The sequence below is a fragment of the Streptomyces sp. NRRL B-24484 genome (assembly GCF_000717715.1).
In the GTDB taxonomy this organism is placed as follows: domain Bacteria; phylum Actinomycetota; class Actinomycetes; order Streptomycetales; family Streptomycetaceae; genus Kitasatospora.
In genome coordinates, this window is record NZ_JOAI01000081.1 from 1 (window position 1) to 17,210 (window position 17,210).

At 70.3% G+C, this 17,210-nt stretch carries 14 protein-coding genes, 1 tRNA gene and 4 pseudogenes; 12 read left to right on the plus strand and 7 right to left on the minus strand.

Going from position 1 to position 17,210, the window contains the following annotated elements; all coding sequences use genetic code 11:
* Positions 1 to 347: 347 nt before the first annotated feature.
* The 3 genes from IE98_RS0140020 to IE98_RS51660 are packed head-to-tail and all read right to left on the minus strand — an operon-like array spanning position 348 to position 1,961.
* Complete coding sequence (locus IE98_RS0140020; RefSeq protein ID WP_030277473.1) at positions 348 to 1,118, minus strand: MerR family transcriptional regulator; 771 nt, start codon at positions 1,116 to 1,118, stop codon at positions 348 to 350.
* A 4-nt stretch (positions 1,119 to 1,122) separates the two neighbouring features.
* Positions 1,123 to 1,809, minus strand: a complete 687-nt coding sequence (locus IE98_RS43890) for an alpha/beta fold hydrolase (RefSeq protein ID WP_234443876.1) — start codon at positions 1,807 to 1,809, stop codon at positions 1,123 to 1,125.
* A complete protein-coding gene (locus tag IE98_RS51660; RefSeq protein ID WP_234443877.1) occupies positions 1,806 to 1,961 on the minus strand; it encodes a hypothetical protein in 156 nt (51 codons plus the stop codon). Before IE98_RS51660 ends, IE98_RS43890 begins: the two co-directional genes overlap by 4 nt.
* A 530-nt stretch (positions 1,962 to 2,491) precedes the next feature.
* On the opposite strand from IE98_RS51660, the gene IE98_RS0140035 reads away from it, so the two are divergent.
* The 8 genes and pseudogenes from IE98_RS0140035 to IE98_RS0140060 all read left to right on the plus strand — a co-directional run bounded on the left by IE98_RS0140035 (position 2,492) and on the right by IE98_RS0140060 (position 10,964).
* Positions 2,492 to 2,568: transfer RNA gene (locus IE98_RS0140035), tRNA-Met, on the plus strand.
* A 127-nt stretch (positions 2,569 to 2,695) separates the two neighbouring features.
* Positions 2,696 to 2,992 (plus strand): ATP-binding protein, encoded by a 297-nt coding sequence (locus IE98_RS0140040; protein WP_030277475.1) that lies wholly within the window; start codon positions 2,696 to 2,698, stop codon positions 2,990 to 2,992.
* Positions 2,993 to 4,010: 1,018 nt separating this feature from the next.
* Positions 4,011 to 8,120 (plus strand): Pls/PosA family non-ribosomal peptide synthetase, encoded by a 4,110-nt coding sequence (locus IE98_RS0140045; RefSeq protein ID WP_063749089.1) that lies wholly within the window; start codon positions 4,011 to 4,013, stop codon positions 8,118 to 8,120.
* Positions 8,035 to 8,367: a hypothetical protein gene (locus tag IE98_RS0140050; RefSeq protein WP_052391577.1), complete on the plus strand. Its 333-nt coding sequence runs from the start codon at positions 8,035 to 8,037 to the stop codon at positions 8,365 to 8,367. The genes IE98_RS0140045 and IE98_RS0140050 overlap by 86 nt, the downstream gene beginning before the upstream one ends.
* Before the next feature lie 280 nt (positions 8,368 to 8,647).
* A pseudogene (locus IE98_RS51665) lies at positions 8,648 to 8,869 on the plus strand (hemerythrin domain-containing protein); the annotation flags it as partial.
* A gap of 60 nt (positions 8,870 to 8,929) precedes the next feature.
* Positions 8,930 to 9,812, plus strand: a pseudogene (locus IE98_RS51670) (DNA repair ATPase); the annotation flags it as partial.
* A 146-nt stretch (positions 9,813 to 9,958) separates the two neighbouring features.
* Positions 9,959 to 10,342, plus strand: a complete 384-nt coding sequence (locus tag IE98_RS51675; RefSeq protein ID WP_234443874.1) for a hypothetical protein — start codon at positions 9,959 to 9,961, stop codon at positions 10,340 to 10,342.
* Between the two features lie 7 nt (positions 10,343 to 10,349).
* Positions 10,350 to 10,964 carry a hypothetical protein gene (locus IE98_RS0140060; RefSeq protein ID WP_030277481.1) on the plus strand — a complete coding sequence of 205 codons (615 nt, stop codon included), beginning with the start codon at positions 10,350 to 10,352 and terminating at the stop codon, positions 10,962 to 10,964.
* Between the two features lie 208 nt (positions 10,965 to 11,172).
* Here the strand turns inward: IE98_RS0140060 and IE98_RS52775 are convergent, their stop codons facing one another.
* A complete protein-coding gene (locus IE98_RS52775; protein ID WP_106976845.1) occupies positions 11,173 to 12,141 on the minus strand; it encodes a transposase in 969 nt (322 codons plus the stop codon).
* Positions 12,142 to 12,440: 299 nt separating this feature from the next.
* Between IE98_RS52775 and IE98_RS0140070 the strand changes: the two genes are divergently transcribed.
* The 3 genes and pseudogenes from IE98_RS0140070 to IE98_RS52785 all read left to right on the plus strand — a co-directional run bounded on the left by IE98_RS0140070 (position 12,441) and on the right by IE98_RS52785 (position 15,070).
* Entirely contained in the window at positions 12,441 to 13,313 is an 873-nt protein-coding gene (locus IE98_RS0140070) for a C1 family peptidase (RefSeq protein WP_030277483.1), read from the plus strand.
* A gap of 212 nt (positions 13,314 to 13,525) precedes the next feature.
* Positions 13,526 to 14,573: pseudogene (locus tag IE98_RS52780) on the plus strand (IS630 family transposase); the annotation flags it as partial.
* On the plus strand, positions 14,552 to 15,070 hold the full coding sequence (locus tag IE98_RS52785; RefSeq protein ID WP_078661686.1) for a transposase: 519 nt from the start codon (positions 14,552 to 14,554) through the stop codon (positions 15,068 to 15,070). The pseudogene IE98_RS52780 and the gene IE98_RS52785, both read left to right, overlap by 22 nt.
* 61 nt (positions 15,071 to 15,131) lie before the next feature.
* Here the strand turns inward: IE98_RS52785 and IE98_RS52445 are convergent, their stop codons facing one another.
* From IE98_RS52445 to IE98_RS49835, 3 genes and pseudogenes are all read right to left on the minus strand, one after another.
* On the minus strand, positions 15,132 to 15,374 hold the full coding sequence (locus tag IE98_RS52445; protein ID WP_063749091.1) for a hypothetical protein: 243 nt from the start codon (positions 15,372 to 15,374) through the stop codon (positions 15,132 to 15,134).
* Between the two features lie 231 nt (positions 15,375 to 15,605).
* Positions 15,606 to 15,791: pseudogene (locus IE98_RS51695) on the minus strand (transposase); the annotation flags it as partial.
* A gap of 9 nt (positions 15,792 to 15,800) precedes the next feature.
* A complete protein-coding gene (locus IE98_RS49835; RefSeq protein ID WP_159401226.1) occupies positions 15,801 to 16,049 on the minus strand; it encodes a hypothetical protein in 249 nt (82 codons plus the stop codon).
* A gap of 467 nt (positions 16,050 to 16,516) precedes the next feature.
* On the opposite strand from IE98_RS49835, the gene IE98_RS0140090 reads away from it, so the two are divergent.
* Positions 16,517 to 16,939, plus strand: coding sequence for a hypothetical protein (locus IE98_RS0140090; RefSeq protein WP_030277487.1), 423 nt, complete (start codon positions 16,517 to 16,519; stop codon positions 16,937 to 16,939).
* Positions 16,940 to 17,210 lie beyond the last annotated feature (271 nt).

Below are 17,210 nucleotides of genomic sequence, written 5' to 3' on the forward strand. Positions count from 1 at the left end.
CTGTACGGGGTGTGCGGGTCGCCCCCGATTTTCAGGCCCGGAGTGAACAACCCGTCGAGGTACTCCCGCGACTCCGCCCCGACCTCGCCCATGCCCACCCGTCCTTCTCCCCGGTTCCCGGCCCCGACCGTACACGCGCCCGCTGACAGGCATTTGGCGCGAGCTGTGGGCCGGAGCTTCGGCCAGCCCCTGCTCGGCGGCCGGCACGCATGGTGGCCGGGCGCGGGTGGGTACGGGGGCACGGGCGGTCCTTCCCGTTTGGGTGTCGGGTCTCGGAGCGGCCGTCGCCGGGGCCCGCGGTGTCGCGGCAGGCTGGCGGCTGCGCAGGCCCGCCGGCGGTGGGTCCGTCAGGGGGTGTCGACGCCGCCTGCGCGGACCTTCGACTCGATCAGCGCGGTCAGGCGGGTCCAGCCCGGGTGGTCGTCCTCTCCGTGACGGGAGAGCAGTTCGTAGCGGACGTCACCGTCGGAGCGCTGCCGGAGGCCCTGGAGGGTGGGCAGGAGCGAGGGGTCGGCGAGGAAGTGCTGGGCCACCTCCTCGGCGAGTTCCTCGATGCGGGGGTCGGCGGCGGCCCAGTTCCCGGCGCTCCAGGTGAGTTTGGCCAGGGCGACGTGCCGCGGGTCGTCGAGGCCGTGCTCGATCTGGGCGAGGTGGTCGTCGAAGCCCTCCGGCATCAGGGCCCGGACCAGGACCAGCCCCTCGCGGGCCGTCCGCACGTCGTCCGCGGTGAAGCCGAGTCCGGGCATCCGGTCGAGCAGTGCGCAGGCGCGGTCGGGAAGCAGGACGCGGTCGCCGCCCGCGAGCCGGCGCAGCGTCTCGCGCCGGGCGATCAGTTCGTCGATCCGCCGGGTGAGGCTTTCCTCGACGTCGACGAGCGAGGCCGCGAACCGCTCGGGGTCGGCGTCGAGGATCGGGCCGATCTCGGCCAGGGGGACGCCCGCCCCGGCGAGGGTGCGGACCTGGACGAGTCGCAGCAGCTCCGGCGTTCCGTAGCGCCGGTAGCCGGAGCTGTCGCGGCGGGGTTCGTCGACCAGGCCGGTGCGGTGGTAGACCCGGACGGTCTTCACGGTGACCCCGACGAAGGCCGCGGCCCGGCTGATGGTGATTCCGTCCGTCATGGCGTCAGTCGAGCGCATCGTGCTGCACGTCGGCAACCTCGCGGACGGCGGCGGCGATGGCGTGGAAGTCCTTGCGCACGATGGTGGTGTGCTTGCTGGCGACCGTGGCGCTGAACCGGACGTGGGGGTTGCGGGCGAGGACGGGGTCGAGCGTGGCGCGCATCGCCGCCAGGCCCTCGGCAGTGCCGCCGAGGCTGGCTCCCGTGGCCACGAGGAAACGCATCGGGAAGGTCACCAGGTCGAAGACCGGGCCGCTCTCGGCGACGATCTCGTTCAGCTCGATGTTGACCTCGGCGTGCTGGTCGGCGCTCATCCGCGCGGCCATCCCCAGCGGGCGGACCAGCGGTAGGGCCCAGCCGAAGCGGCGGAACATCGTGCGGATCTGCTCGCGTCCGGCGTCCCGGCCGCCCTCGACCGTGGCGAGGTAGTCCCACGGGTAGCCGCCGTCGACCATCACCACTCCGGCGACGCGGTCCGGGTTCCGGGTGGCCCAGTGCAGGGCGAGCGCCGCCCCATAGGACCAGCCCACCACGATCGGGCGCTCGGCACCGGTGGCGTCGAGGACGACGTCGACGTCCCGGAGGCAGGCCCCGAAGGAGTAGTCCGCCGACTGCTCGGACTTGCCGCGGGCCGTTCGTCGAAGGTGATGTGCCGGTAGCCGTCGCCCAGTTCTGCGATGACGGACCGTCAGTTCCGCCTGGTGGCGTAGGAGCCGTTGAGGTAGACCACCGGCCGTCCGGGCCCGCGCGTGTCGGTGACGGCCAGTGCCGTGTCCTCCACCGCAACCATGCCGGTCCACACGGACTTCGGCGCGGACGCCGTGTTCGTGTTCGAGTTTGTCATGCGTTCCAGCCTGGAGCCTGACCTTAGGTCAAGCCTGCCGAGCATGGCGCAGCCGGGCGCCGATCTGCTGCGCGACTGTGGGCGTGGGGGCGGCGGGGCCGAGCAGGAGGACGTCGACCGCGGGCAGCAGGGTGGAGTCCACCTCGGGCCACTCTCGCTGGGGGTGTCGGCGAGCAGGAGGCGGTGCAGGTCGATGCCGTGGTCGGAGGCCGCGGCGAGGCCGAGGTCGGACGGGGAGACGGTGGCCGCGAACCGGTTGCGGTCGGTGAGGTGCGGGCTGGCGGCGAGAGCCAGCAGCATGGCCGCGGCCGAAGCTGCAACGGCCGTTCTGAAGACGGGGCTCATGACGATGGTTTCCTCGTGGCCGCAGGGAGCAGGAACACGGAGGCAACCGCCCGGTACGCGGTCCGGATGCGCCTCGAGTCCGTGTTCACCCGGTCGGCCGGCCGGTGGGCGGTGCGGGCCTGCGGCGTCGCGCCGGAATGCATTTCCCATGCTCAGGTGCGGTGCCGTACAGTCGTGCCTACCGACGCGGGGTGGAGCAGCTCGGTAGCTCGCTGGGCTCATAACCCAGAGGTCGCAGGTTCAAATCCTGTCCCCGCTACCAACCCCGGCAGGCCCGGCTTGCCATGTCCTGGCTTGGGAGGGTCTTGTGCTCGCAAGCATTCACCCGTCCCGCTCCGGAAGGTGAGGACACCACAGCCGCTGCAGGCAAGGCCGGTCCCCTCATCCCAGTGGATGAGATCTTCACGGCAGACTGCAGCATCTGCGTGCTCGTGGCTGGACCGGGAAGCGGCAAGTCCAGCCTGCTGCGCATGCACCTGACCCGTTCCGCGGGCCGCTGGTTGGCGAAGCAGTCCGACGCCAGTGTGCCGGTCATGATCCGTGCCGCCGCTCTGACCGGTACGGCCCCCCTGCCGACGGTGCTTGCCAACGCCACGAATGCCGAACTGGCGATGTTTGGGCTGCAGGATGAATTGACCCCGACTTCTTCCGTCGCCAGCCACGCCCCGAAGTACCGTGGCTGGTGATGGTCGACGGCCTCGACGAACTTCCCGACCAAGCACACCGCAGCGTCGTGCTGAGCACGCTGGCTGCAGGCGCCGCAGCCGAGCCGACGCACTACCGGTTCGTCCTGACCAGCCGCCCCTGCCGACCCGGGAACTGCACCGGCTGGCTGCGCAGGTACCGCGCTACGAGCTGCAGCCCTTCACCCCCAGCGACCTGCAGGCGTACGCCGCGAGGTGCTTTCGAACTCTGGACGGGCCAGAGCATCACGCGCAGGCGTTCACCACTGCGCTCCGGAACTCTCGCCTGGACGTCCTGGCCCGTACTCCGCTGATGGCGACCATGCTCTGCCAGTTGTATGCGACCGGCGTCCACTTGGGACACAGCAGCCCTCCGCTCTCTTGACGCTTGGGGCGTGACCGCCGACGAGCCCTCGATCAACGTCACCCGCTCCCGCCTGGGACGACTCGTTCGTCAGGGACTCCTCGACCACCCGGACGCGGCCACTACCAGAAACGGACTCAACGCCCTCTCGCATCCTCCATTTGCGCGCTCTGTACCAGACGGTCGAATGCCCTTCGCCCACACAGCCCACGCCCTGATCGGCGGCGTTCGGCCAATCGGCCGAACACAATTCAACTCTACGGCGGCATAACTTGCCGAAGCTTTACTGCCGGTTTCGCCCGGCCTTCATCCTGGCCGGGATCGGCCGCACGCTGACCTGCACGAGAAATGCGTACACCCATTTGGATTCCCGCGCCGGTAGCCCGCCCCTCGACGCAGTACTCTCATGATTTGGCGGCCGTCACCTGCGGGTTCGGTCCGTCCTCGCGCATGGTCGCGGCCCTCGCACGGCACTTTCGAGTCTGCGGATGAGAATTTCCTTTGACCTTGCCAGTCTCGCATCCATTCGCCGCTGGAGCACGCCAGGTTGAATGGGAACGTTATCGCTCCGAGATCGTCACGCACCCTCATTCCCGTGCGGGGGAGTGTCCTACCCGCGTCGTACTCAGCAGTACACGGAACCGAGGAAGAGACCTTATGGACATACGCGAGAACCCGGCGGGTGTGAACACGCTGAGCCGCCCCTCGCCGGGCCCCGGTGTCGGTTGGCCGGTGGCCGCGGCGCCGGAGGCCCGCAGCCTGTTCGACATCATCTCCGCCACCGCCGACGCCCATCCGGACGCGCCGGCGCTGGACGCCGGTGGCACGGTGCTCGGATACCGCGCGCTGCTGCGCGCCGTCGACGAGTTCGCCGAGCGGCTGACCGGCCACGGCATCGGCACCGGCGACCGGGTCGGCATCCGTGCTCCCTCCGGCACCGCCGACCTCTACGTCGCCATCCTGGCCGCGCTGCGCGTCGGGGCCGCGTACGTACCGGTGGACGCCGACGACCCGGACGAGCGGGCTGCACTGATCTGGCAGGACGCGCAGGTGAGCGCCGTGGTCGGGGCGAACGGGCAACTCGCCCCCGGCACGTGGCCGGCCTCCGGCGCCGTCCCGGGCCCCCTCCCGGCCCCGCCGTCCCCGACCGACGACGCCTGGATCATCTTCACCTCCGGCACCACCGGCCGCCCCAAGGGCGTCGCCGTCACCCACCGAAACGCCGCCGCCTTCGTCGACGCCGAAGCCCGGCTCTTCCTGCGCGAGCGCCCGCTCGGCCCCGGCGACCGGGTACTGGCCGGTCTGTCCGTCGCCTTCGACGCCTCCTGCGAGGAGATGTGGCTGGCCTGGCGACACGGCGCCTGCCTCGTCCCCGCGCCCCGCTCCCTGGTGAAGGCCGGCACCGACCTCGGCCCCTGGCTGGTGGAACGCGGGATCACCGTCATCTCCACCGTCCCCACCCTCCTCGCGCTCTGGCCCGAGGAGTGCCTGGACGCCGTCCGGCTGGTGATCGTCGGCGGTGAAGCCTGTCCGGCCGACCTGGTCGAGCGCCTGGCCGCCCCGCACCGGGAGTTCTGGAACACGTACGGGCCCACCGAGACGACCGTGGTGGCCACCGCCGCCCGGCTGCTTCCCGGGCAGCCGGTGCGGATCGGTGCCCCGCTGGATGGCTGGGAGATCGCCGTCGTGGACGCCGCGGGCCGGCCGGTCGGCTGGCACGAGACCGGCGAGCTACTGATCGGCGGCGTCGGCACCGCGCGCTACTTGGAGGCGGCCAAGGACGCCGAGAAGTTCACCGCCGATCCGCACCTGCGCTCCGAACGCGTCTACCGCAGCGGCGACCTGGTGCGCAACGAACCCGAGGGCCTGATCTTCGTCGGCCGCGCCGACGAGCAGGTCAAGCTGGCCGGCCGGCGGATCGAGCTCGGCGAGGTCGACGCCGCGCTCCAGGCGCTGCCGGACGTCCGGGCCGCCGCCGCGGCCGTACGGACCACCCCGGCCGGCGGCCAGCTACTGGTCGGCTACCTCGTGCCGCAGGCCGACACCGAGCTCGACCTCGTCGCCGCCCGCGCCACCCTGCTGGAACGGTTGCCGCAGTCGCTGGTCCCCGTCCTGGCCGTGCTGGACGAGCTGCCCACACGCACCTCCGGCAAGGTCGACCGGGCCGCCCTGCCCTGGCCGCTCACCACCGGCCCGCAGCCGGGCACCGGTCCGCGCCCCGCCGGCACCGCCGGCTGGCTCGCCGAGCAGTGGGAAGCCCTGCTCGGCCTGCCGGTCGGCGCCGACGGGGACTTCTTCGCCCTCGGCGGCACCAGCCTGACCGCGGCGAAACTGGTCTCCGCACTGCGCGCCCGCCACCCCGGCGTCTCCGTCGCGGACCTCTACGCCCACCCCACCCTGCTCGATCTCGCCGCCCGGCTCGACGAGTTCGGCACCGGGCCGCGCGAGCACCGCCAGGTGCACCGCACCCCGCTGCGCGAGCACCGCCAGGTGCACCGCACCCCGCTGCGCGCGGGCGTCTGGCAGACGCTCGTGCTGGCCGCACTGTTCACCGTCGTCGGGCTGCGCTGGGTGCTCACCCTCGCCGCGCTCGACAACCTGACCGGCGGCACCCTGCGGCGGACCCCACACATCCCCTGGTGGCTGATCATCACCGGCCTGCTGCTGCTCTCCAGCGCCCCCGGTCGCCTGCTGCTCTCCAGCGCCGCCGCCCGGCTGCTCACCGCCGGCCTCAGGCCCGGCAGCTACCCGCGCGGCGGCGCCGTGCACCTGCGCCTGTGGGCGGCCGAGCGCACGGCCACCGCCTTCGGCGTGGTCGGCCTGACCGGCACCCCCTGGGCCCGGCACTACGCGCGGGCCCTCGGCTGCGAGGTCGGCAGGGGCGTCGAGCTGCACACCCTTCCGCCGGTGACGGGCCTCGCCCGGCTCGGCGCGGACTGCAGCGTCGAACCCGAAGTCGACCTCGCCGGCTGGTGGTTGGACGGTGACGTGCTGCGCCTCGGCGCGATAGAGATCGGCGAGGGCGCCCGCGTCGGCACCCGGTCCACCCTCATGCCCGGCGCGTGCGTCGGCGCCGCCGCCGACGTCGCCCCCGGCAGCTGCGTCCTCGGCAGCGTGCCCGACGGCGCGCACTGGCACGGCTCCCCGGCCCGCCCCAGCACCGAACCGCGCCCCGACTGGCCCGCGCCGCACCGCCACCACTACCGCCGCTGGGACCTCGCCTACGGTGCGGGGCTGCTGGTGCTCGGCCTGCTGCCCGTACTCTCCTCCCTCCCCGCGCTCGCCATCCTCTATCCGCTGATCGACACCGACCCCACCCTCGGCGCCGCGCTGATCCAACTCCTACCCTCCACCGTGCTGTTGATCGCCATCACGCTCACCTGCTACGCCACGCTGCTGGCCCTGCTGATCCGCGTCCTCAGCCGTCCGATCCGCCCGGGCTTCCACCCGGCACAGGGCAGGGTGGCCTGGTGCGTGTGGGCCGTCAGCCGACTGTCCGACACCGCGCGCCGCTCGCTCTTCCCGTTCTACGCAAGCCTGTTGACGCCCGTCTGGCTGAGGCTGCTCGGCGCCAGGGTGGGCCGCCGCGTCGAGGCCTCCACCGTGCTGGCGCTGCCCGGACTGATGCGGGTGGACGACGGAGCGTTCCTTGCGGACGACACGCTGATCGCGCCCTTCGAGGTGCGCGGCGGCTGGCTGCGCATCGCACCCGCGCGGGTCGGGCGGCGCTCGTTCGTCGGGAACTCCGGCATCGTCGGCCCCGGCCGCACCCTCCCCGACGACGCACTGGTCGGCGTCCTCTCCGACACCCCCGCGCACAGCGAGCCCGGCTCCTCCTGGCTGGGCCGCCCCGGCATCGCCCTGCCCCGGGTGGCGGACACCGTCGAGGAGAGCCGCACCTACGACCCGCCCCGGCGGCTGGTGTTCGCCCGGGCCGCCGTCGAGCTCTGCCGCTTCGTCCCGCTGGTCATCACCGCCGTGCTCGCCGACCTCGTCCTCGGCGCGCTCCAGACCCTGCGCGACCAGGACGGCCTCGCGCTCACGCTGGCCAGCGCCGGGCTGGTGACGGCCGGTGCCTCGCTCGCCGCCTGCCTGCTCACCACCCTCGCGAAGTGGCTGCTGGTCGGCCGCTTCAAGGCCGCCGAACACCCGCTCTGGTCCAGCTTCGTGTGGCGGAACGAGCTCTACGACACCTTCGTCGAGGAGCTCGCCGTGCCCTGGGGCGGCCAGATCCTGCTCGGCACCCCGTACCTCAACCTCTGGCTGCGCAGCCTCGGCGCCAACATCGGCCGCGGCGTGTGGTGCGAGACGTACTGGCTTCCCGAGAGTGACCTGGTCACCGTGGAGGCGGGTGCGAACGTCAACCGCGGCACGGTGCTGCAGACCCACCTGTTCCACGACCGGGTCATGCGTCTGGACGCCGTCCGGCTCCAGGCCGGCGCCACCGCCGGTCCGCACTCGATCGTTCTGCCGGGTACCACCGTCGGACAGGGCACCACGATCGGTCCAGCCTCACTCGTCATGCGCGGCGAGGAGGTCCCCGACGGCACCCGCTGGCTGGGCAACCCGATCGCCGTCTGGCCCACCGAACACGCCGAACCCGCGGATCCCCGCCCTCGCCGCCTGCCCGGGCCTGATCGCGGCCGCGGTCGCGGCGGCCGGCCGCTCCGCCTTTACCCTGATGCGCGCCATCAGCCCGGGCATCGCCGCCACCGGCAACGCGATCACCGCCGCCCTGCTCAAGTCCGCCTCCGGGACGTTCTCTGACCACGGCGCGGCGGCCTTCCCTACCGCGTGGCAGACCTACGGCTTCGCCCTCACCGGCATCGTCGCCGTCCTGCTGGAGAACGCCCTGCAGGCCGGCTCCCCCGCCGCGTCCCGACCCGCCCTCACCATCGGCGACGCCGCACTGAGCCTCGCGCTCGACGTCGGCCTGTTCGGCGAGACCATCCGCACCGGGTGGTTCCTCGTCCCTGAACTCCTCGGTGTCGCCATGATCATTGCCGGATGCTGACCCTCACCCGGGGGCCCCGCACATCCGCGACGTCGCCGGCGGACCCGCCCCGCACGCCCGCCGCCCGCCGCCCGGTCACCGGGCGCCGGGCGCCGGGCGACGAGTGAGCACGACCCACGGTCCCGCTCCTTCACCCCGGACGGACACCGGACGGCAGCGTGATCATGGCCCTCGGTAGGCCGCGTCCGTCCGCCGACTGCGCCGGGCCCGGGAAGAGGCCGTTCCACAACCCTGGACGGGGCCACCCCCTTGGCCCGCGCCTCGGGCACTGTCCGACCAGATCCGGGCGCTCCCGCCGGCGGACGTCGCCGCAAGCACCGCCGACGACCTCACGATCGCTTTGGTGCGGCACATCGTGGCGGAGGAGGAGTACCTGCATCCCGCGATGCGCGAGAAGGCGACGGGCGGGACGGCTCTCGCCGACGAAGCGGCGGCCGGGGACGGCCGGATCGAGGCGACGCCTCGGGAGCTGGAGCACCACCAGGCCCACGACCCGGGCTTCGACGACCTCGTCGACCGCCTCACGGCCGAGGTCTCCTCTCACATCGAGACCCAGGAACACCTCGGCCACCGGGTCACCTCCATCGACCCCGCAGAGGCCCCCGACGCCACAGCCCGCCAGGAACACGAGAAGCTCAACTTCGCCCTGCACGCCGGCAACAACGTCATGCTCCACCTCGACGACATCCAGCACACCTCGCCCGAGTTCCTCCAGCGTTTCATCCCGCTGTGCGACGCCCAACGACGCATCGACGGCGTCTGGAACGACGAAGCCCGCGCGTGGGACCTGCGCGGCAAGCGCTTCGCCGTCGTCATGACCGCCAACCCCTACACCGAGACCGGACGACTCTTCCGCGTCCCCAACACGCTCGCCAACCGCGCCGACGTCCACCACCCCGGCAACACCCTCGCCGACCGCGAAGACCTCTTCGCCCGCAGCTTCATCGAGAACGCCCTCACGTCCAACCCACACCTCGCCCCGCTCGCCACCCGTAGCCCTGACGACCTGGACACCCTGCTGCACCTGGCCGCCGGCGAACCCGTGGCCCAGCTGCATGACCTGCCCTGGACACCCGTCGAGACCGAGCGGACGGCGGCGGTGCTGGCCAAGGCCCTGCACGTCCGGCAGGTCGTCCTGACGGTCAACCGCGCCTACATCGACTCCGGCGGGCAGGCGGACCGCACCCGCACCGAGCCGCCGTTCCGCCTCCAGGGCTCCTACCGCACCATGAACCGGCTGGCCGCCCACCTTGTCCCCGCCATGGACCACACCGAGGTCGACCGGCGCGTCGACGACCACTACCGCACCCGAAGCACAAGCACTGGGCGCCGACGCCGAAGCGCAGATCCTCAAGTACGCCCAACTACGCGGCACCCTCACCCCCGCCCAGGCCGAACGCCGGGCCGCCGTCAAACGATCCCGGAATCCCTTCAGCGAGGCGTGACCCGAACCCTGCGAGCTGGGCCGGTGCCTATCTCCACAGCCACACGGAACGGATTGACCAGCCGGTCGCCAGCCCCTACGGCTGCACCCGAGCTCCCACCCCGTACGGGCCACGCGTCGACCAAACAGGTACTCGACGGGGTGTCCATGGCCTTCTCGGCCGCCGCCCTCGGCGTCCACAGCACGGCGAAGGCCGCCGGCGCCAACGTGTCATGGCAGACCCTCGCCATCGACGGCATGGGGGTGGTGCCAGTGGTCGGTGCGCTCGGCAAGGCCGGCAAACTCGCCATGGAGGCGAAGACCATCGATCGGGCCGTCACGGCCGGCGACACCTCCGGCAAGTTCGCCATCGGCGCGTCCCTCCACCAGTGGTCGCTGGACCTGTCAGGGCTGCGGCAAATGATGCCGCGCGACGGCGGACAGGCGGCCCAGAACGTCCCCATCCCCGGAGGCGCGTTCATCACCGGCCTCCAGAACGCGTGGAAAGACGGGGCCCAGAAGGACGCCGCCCGAGCTGCCCAGAACGGATGAACAGGCCGTGAAACCAGACAAACTGGCCAGGAAGCTCGACGGGCGCACCCGCTTCAGCCACCTCTGCCTCACGGATGCCGAAGCGCTTCCCGGCGAGATCTGGGTGGCCTGGCTCTACGGCTACCACCTGGAGAAGTACGAACCCCGCGATGCCCTCGCCCGCTCGGGCCCCTGGATGCACCTGGTCCTCGACCCCTCACCACAGGCGCAGGCCCGCGCCGCCTGGATGCGCCACCCGGACCTGCGCCCGGGCGCACCAGCACCCGTGCCCTGGCACTGCACACCCCCGGGCCAGTGGCCGAAACCCTGGTCGCCTCCCGGCTGGCCCGACGGCTACGGCCCCACCCCGCCCCCCGCCGCCACCACACCCGCCGCAGCGACCGTACCCCTGTACGTCACATATCCGCCCGCACGGCTCCTGAAGACCGCAGCCGTCCTCGTGACGGTGTGGATCCTCGGACTGCTCGGTGCCTGGGGTGCAGAACCGGGCGTCCTGTCCGCGGCGAGCGCCGTCTTCGCCATCCTCGTCACGGCCTGCCTCGCCGGCGCCGCGCTGGGAGCACGTGCCCGACGGCGCGCCGACCTCGAAACTCCGACCAGCCAAAGCGAGGAGCACCATTGACGGGCCACACCGTCGAGTTCGACGCCCCTGCAGGTTCACCCAATCCGCCATCGCCCACATGTGGGGCAGGTGCCGTTCCAGGTGGCGACGAGGCGTTGGAGGAGGTCCAGGGCCTGGTAGAAGGTCAGGCCCTGGCCAGGGCTTTTGGGTGGGACCGCTGTTCGGTGAGGAACAGGTGAGCGGTGCTGGCGAGGGTGACGTGGCGGTGTCAGCCGATGAACGAACGGCCCTCGAAGTGGTCCAGTCCCAGGCGCGTCTTCAGCTCGCGGTAGTCGTGTTCGATCCGCCAGCGTGACTTCGCCAGCCGGACCAGGTCCTTGGCAGGGATGTCGGCGGGCAGGTTCGAGATCCAATACCGACCGGCTCCGCCTCGTCCTCCGGCCACTGCGCGGTCAGCCAGCTGAGGGGAATCGTGCCGTCGTCGGCGGGTTTGGGACGCCGGCCGGCCAGCCGGACGCGCAGGAGGACGAAGTGCGAGCTCATCGCCGATTTGGATCCCTTGCGCCAGGTCACGCTCTGTCCGGCCCGGCGTGCGGCGGCCAGTACGTGCTCGCGCAGGGCGAATGGACGGGTGCGGTAGCGCGGCAGCGGTCGCGGACCCAGGCCTCCGTAGGGAGGCCGGTGCGGTTCGGCGCTCTCGGCGTGCGCGGTCATCTCGCCCTTCGCGTGGAGGACGTAGGCGAGGAAGCGGTCCTCCAGGACGTGCCGGAAGTCGGCGTCCGCGCCGTATCCGGTGTCCGCGACCAGCACGGCGGGCCGCAGCCCCGTGTCGGAGAGTTCGTCGAGCATCTCCAGCGCGAGGCGCCATTTCGGCCGGTGGTGCCCGTCCCTGGGATCCGCACACCGTCCGCCGCTCGGCCCCCTGCGGCCCGTCCCAGGACTCCGGCAGGAACAGGCGCCAGGACAGCGGGCAGGAGACGGTGTCGGATACGGCGTGGGCGCTGACACCGATCTGGCAGTTGCCGACTTTGCCCGGGGTGCTGGAGTACTGCCGGGCCACCTGTGGGGAGGCCGTGCCGTCCTTGGGGAAGCCGGTGTCGTCCACCACCCACACCTCGGGCCGCACCGCCCGCACGGCCCGCCGCGCCAGCCGGGCCCGCACCTGTCCGACCGGCCAGGTCGAGGACGTCGTGAACTGCTGCAACTGCTGATGGTCGACCCCCAGCCGCTCGGCCATCGCCGGCCCTCATACGACCAGAGAGCAACCGGCCACACGATGTGACAAGCCACCTAACAAAGCACTACTAGTTAAAGGCGAAACATTTCGATGATCAAATATGGGCCCTTATGGATTGAATCGTATGCACACTTTCATGTGGGGGTCGATGGCTTTGAGGCTGGAGCGGAGTTTCGAGTTGGTGCCTTCAGGTGACATGGGCGCCGATCTGGGAAGCGGGGGCCGCCTGGGGGTATCCAGTAGTCCTGTACCATCCGCCCCGCAGTGGATTCGGAATGCGCAAAATGGAGGCAATTAACATGAAGAACACTGTCAATGGGAAGGGGATGGGGTGGCTCCCGGACCGCCCGGACATTCGGGACTACACCAAAAACACCAACGGAATCCCCGGACTCGTCGAGCGCACCGGCGTCCTCAAGATGGCGGTGGGCAACCAGCCGGAAAGCGTAGACTTGCGTCAATTCTGTTCACCAATCGTGGATCAGGGCATGCTGGGTTCGTGCACTGCGAACGTAGCCTCAGGGATCCTGGAGTACTTCGAGATCCGGGCTCACGGGAACTTCATGCCCGTCTCGCGTCTTTTCATCTACAAGACAACCCGCGACTTCCTTCAGTGGACCGGTGACACGGACGCCTACCTCCGCTCCACCATGGGTGCGATCACGCTGTTCGGCGCGCCCCCGGAGAAGTACTGGCCGTACGACATCTCCGCGTTCGAGACCGAGCCCGCTGCCTTCCACTACGCATTCGCCAGCAACTACCAGGCGCTCACTTACTACCGCCTGAATCCGCCTGGCGCGCCGGCGAGTGACCTCCTCGCGGATATCAAAGCGCACGCTGCTTCCGGAATTCCCTCCATGTTCGGATTCGCCGTGTACGAGAGCATCCAGCACGCTACCAATGGGGACATCCCGTTCCCGTCCCCCAGCGAAAACCAACTGGGGGGACATGCTGTCATGGTGGTTGGCTATGACAACAATCGGGCGGTGACAAACCCGCTGGACGGGAGCACCACCACGGGAGCCTTCATCATCCGCAATTCCTGGGGAACCGGCTGGGGTGACGCCGGGTACGGCTATCTGCCTTACCAGTACGTCCTGCAGGGCCAGGCGGATGACTTCTGGGTGATGGTTAACCAGGAATACCTGGAGACGGGCAAGTTTGACGCCTGACTGCTGTAGCCCCGGTATTGATGCGGGACCGGGGCCGACCGGCAGCGAAAGCCGGCAAGAATTCACGGCCGACGCTCAACGACGTCCAAGCCTGACGGCAAGCGCTGTCCGTTCCCACCTGCATACTGAACCTGAATTCGTGATGTCGCTCGGATGGGTGAAGCAGTAGCGTTCGCCTGCTGGTGGAGGTTCGGTGCCGGTAGTCGTGCGCTGTGAGGTATGCGCAGGGCGGCGGTTTGACCGACGCGGAGAGGGCCGCGCGGGAGCGGATCCGGCAGCAGGCCGTGGAACGCTTCGAGAGCGGCGAGAAGAACAGGGACATCGCGGCCGCGCTGCGAGTGACCGTGCGGTCGGTGGAGCGGTGGCGCCGGCAGTGGCGCGAGGGCGGGTCGACAGGTGTCGCTTCGAAGGGCTCGCCCGGTCGTCCGAAGCTGTCCGATGCCCAGATCGCGCGGTTGGAACAGGAGTTGGAGCGTGGGCCTCTGGCGTACGGCTGGGTGGACCAGCGGTGGACTCTGGCGCGGGTGAGGACGTTGATCGGCAGGCTGTTCCACGTCTCCTACACCGTGGAGGGCACGTGGGTCCTGCTCAGGCGGCACGGCTGGTCCTGGCAGCAGCCGGCCCGCCGGGCGATCGAGCGTGACGACGCGGCCGTCGAGTTGTGGAAGAAGGAGACGTGGCCGCGGGTAAAAGCGCCGCGGCGGCCCGCGGGGCCTGGCTCGTCTTCGGGGACGAAGCCGGGCAGCCGATGAGGCCGCCGCGTGCCAGGACCTGGGGCAGGCTCGGGTGCACCCCGGTCGTGCGGGTGCGCGGCCGGGGTGCCGGCCGGGTCTCCATGGCGGGGCTGAGCTGCTACAAGGCGGGTCAGCGGTCCCGGATGTTCTACAGCTTCCACGTCTACCGCGGCCGCAAGGGCGAGAAGAAGGGCCTGACCTGGCAGGACTACCGGGACCTGCTCATCCGCGCACATCCAGCTCGGCGGCCCCGATCGTGCTCGTGTGGGACAACCTCCGTGCCCACCTGATGCCGCCGATGCAGGAGCTCGTCCAGGCGAGTAAGGAGTGGCTGACCGTCTTCCAACTACCCTCGTACGCACCGGACCTCAACCCGCAAGAGGGCATCTGGTCACTGGTCAAACGCACCATTGGCAACCTCGCCGCCGCCAACCTCGACCAACTCGCCCGAGCCGTCAAGCGCAGCCTGAAGCAGATCCAGTACCGACCCCACCTCATCGACGGGTGTCTCGCCGACACCGGCCTGATCACGGACGGCTGGCCATCCCCAGGGCCGACATCACGAATTCAAGTTCAGTACTGGCCCGGATCCGCGCACGGCATTGGCGCATCACCCTGGTCTGGGCTGACGGCGGCTACACCGGCCGCCTGGTCGACCTCGCCCGCGACGCCTGGCGGATCGCGCTGACCGTGGTCAGACGCACCGACGACACCACCGGCTTCACGGTGCTGCCCAAGGGGTGGCTGGTGGAGCGGACGTTCGCCTGGCTGATGCGCTCACGCCGCCTCGCCCGCGACTACGAGGGCCGCACCGACACGGCCGAGGCGATGATCCGTTGGTCGATGACCATGGTCATGAGCCGTGATCACGCTGAACGACCCCGGACGGTCCTCCGCCAGCCAGCCTCGCGCGGCCAGGCGCTTCACCTTCGACCGTACCCCCCTCGACCTTCGCCGGGACCGGCTCCAGGCCGAGCGCCGCAGCGAGTTGCCGACAGTCCATCACCTCCCCGCTCCTGCTGACCAGGACGCCCATGAGGCGCTGGTAGTCCGGCGCCAGAACCGCCGGGAGAAGACCCTCCTGTCATCGCGGCACCACTGAACCAGGGACCCCCGTCCCGGTCCGGGCCGGCCGCTCGCCGGCTTCGGCGACCGGCGGCACCTCCGCGTTCTCGCGAGGTTCCGCGAGGACCTCGGCCACCGTTTCACGGGCGATCACGAACCGCTCCCACGCGGCCTCCGTCTCACGCAACTCGGACTGAAGGGCCTCCACCCGCTGCCGAGCAACGCGCTCCCGCTCCTCCAGCAGCCCGATCACCGACGGCATCCCGGCGCCTCCACCTAATCAACGACACGACACCTCGTTCCTGCCGCCGAAACCCCGGACCTACGCCTGACCAGCGGAAACACGCTCGCCACTCCCGGAAAGACAACGGCTTCTTAAGCCTGGACCGTGCAGGGATACCCGGTTCACGACTGAGATGATCTTCATGTGGAGGCTGCGATCACGGCGTCGGAGCCGTCATGGATAGCGCCGCACTCCGGGCTGAGAAGTCAGTCATTTGGCGAGTCTGCGGTGGCAGATGAGGGCGGCGGCGATGGTGGCGAAGGCTGCGAAGTGGGTGCCTTTGCGTTCGTAGCAGCGGTGGAGCCGGCGGAAGCCGCAGAGCCGGGCGACGGTGCGCTCGATGACCCAGCGGTGGCGGCCGAGGCGGGTTGACGATTCGATGCCGCGGCGGGCGATGCAGCGCTGTCAGGCGAGTTGTATCCACCATCTTGCGGTCGTAGGCGCGGAATCGGCGGTCTGTGACAGGCTCTGGAAAAAGGTGGTACGGGAAGCCCCGGATGGGTTCCCTACTGCTGCCGCGACTGTGCGACCGCCGTGTGACATCACCAAATCCTCGGCGGCACAGCGTTCTTCCACACTTCTGGGTATCTTCTCGGCACTGGACTGGGCATCGGCGCCTGCGGCGGCCATCAGTAGCGTGAACACGATGATCACGGTGGCGGAGCATCAGAGCTACGGCGACGGCAACGTGGTGCACGGTGATCTCCCAGGAGCGAACGGGTTGTTTGAGGGCCGATCTTCTCGAACAGCCTGAGAGCGCTATCTAGGGAGGGGAGGGTGGTCACGGCGCCGGTGCGGTAGTGCGCCTGCCAGCCCTGACGGTGCGCAGGTGCGCAGTCGAGTGGCTGTAGCCGAGGGTGGCCGCGTCCAGCTGCGCCGCATCCGCCAGGCCGCGTGGGCCTGCGCATAGGTAGCGGCCGGCTGCTAGCACGGCGTCGTGGACGTTGTTGCATCCCGGGTTCCCGTCGGCGGTAGCAGCCGCCCCAACGGTGTTTCGCCCACAAACCCTCAGGGAGTGAACCGCGCGCACCATCTGGACGATCAGCGGTGGCGGAGGTGGCCGGCCGCAGGACTCTGGAGCAAGGTGCTCGATCCGCCTCACGTTGTCCAGGAGGGACGAAATGAACGTCATGGAGTTGACCGGGACGTACACCTATCGGAGCTTCCTTGACCTGCCGGATCCCGTCGACGACTTCAACAAGCTCCGGTTCGCGCAGGCGACTCTCCGGCTGGCGGCCGAACCTGACGGCGCCGTCAACGGTGAGCTGATCCTCTCGGATCCAGGGGAGGAGCCATTGATCATCATGGACATGGCTGGAAGAGTGTCGGCCTCGTCCCGCCTCTCGTTCACCCTGAGCGGCCGGGGTCGACCGCCCATCGCGGACTTCCACTACGAGTACGACGGCATGGTCCTGCGCCGCTGGGAGACCGGGGTCGACCAGCGGATGGTCCTCGCCGGAACGGTGCTGCGGGCGGAGCCCCACGGGAGCGCGCCCGCAGGCCGCACCGCGAGCTTCCTCGCGGTGCGGGGCGACGGCGCATGACCTGGCCAACGGACGGCCCGCCGTCGGATCATCGCGAGCAGTATGTAGACCGTGCCAATCGACATCGCGGTGCGCCGCGCGGCGATCAGGCTGGGTGACATCAGGGCGGCCGGTCCGTGGACGCGAGCCGGCCGTACCTCCGTTCCTGAGGTTTTCAGGGCACGGGCGGTGGAGTGATTCCCAATGGTGTTTGTCAACCGGCCTGGTAACGCGGGGTGGTTGAGTCATGCCTCTGCGAGGTCGCGTCGGGGTGGCTCGGTGGTGAAGGTGC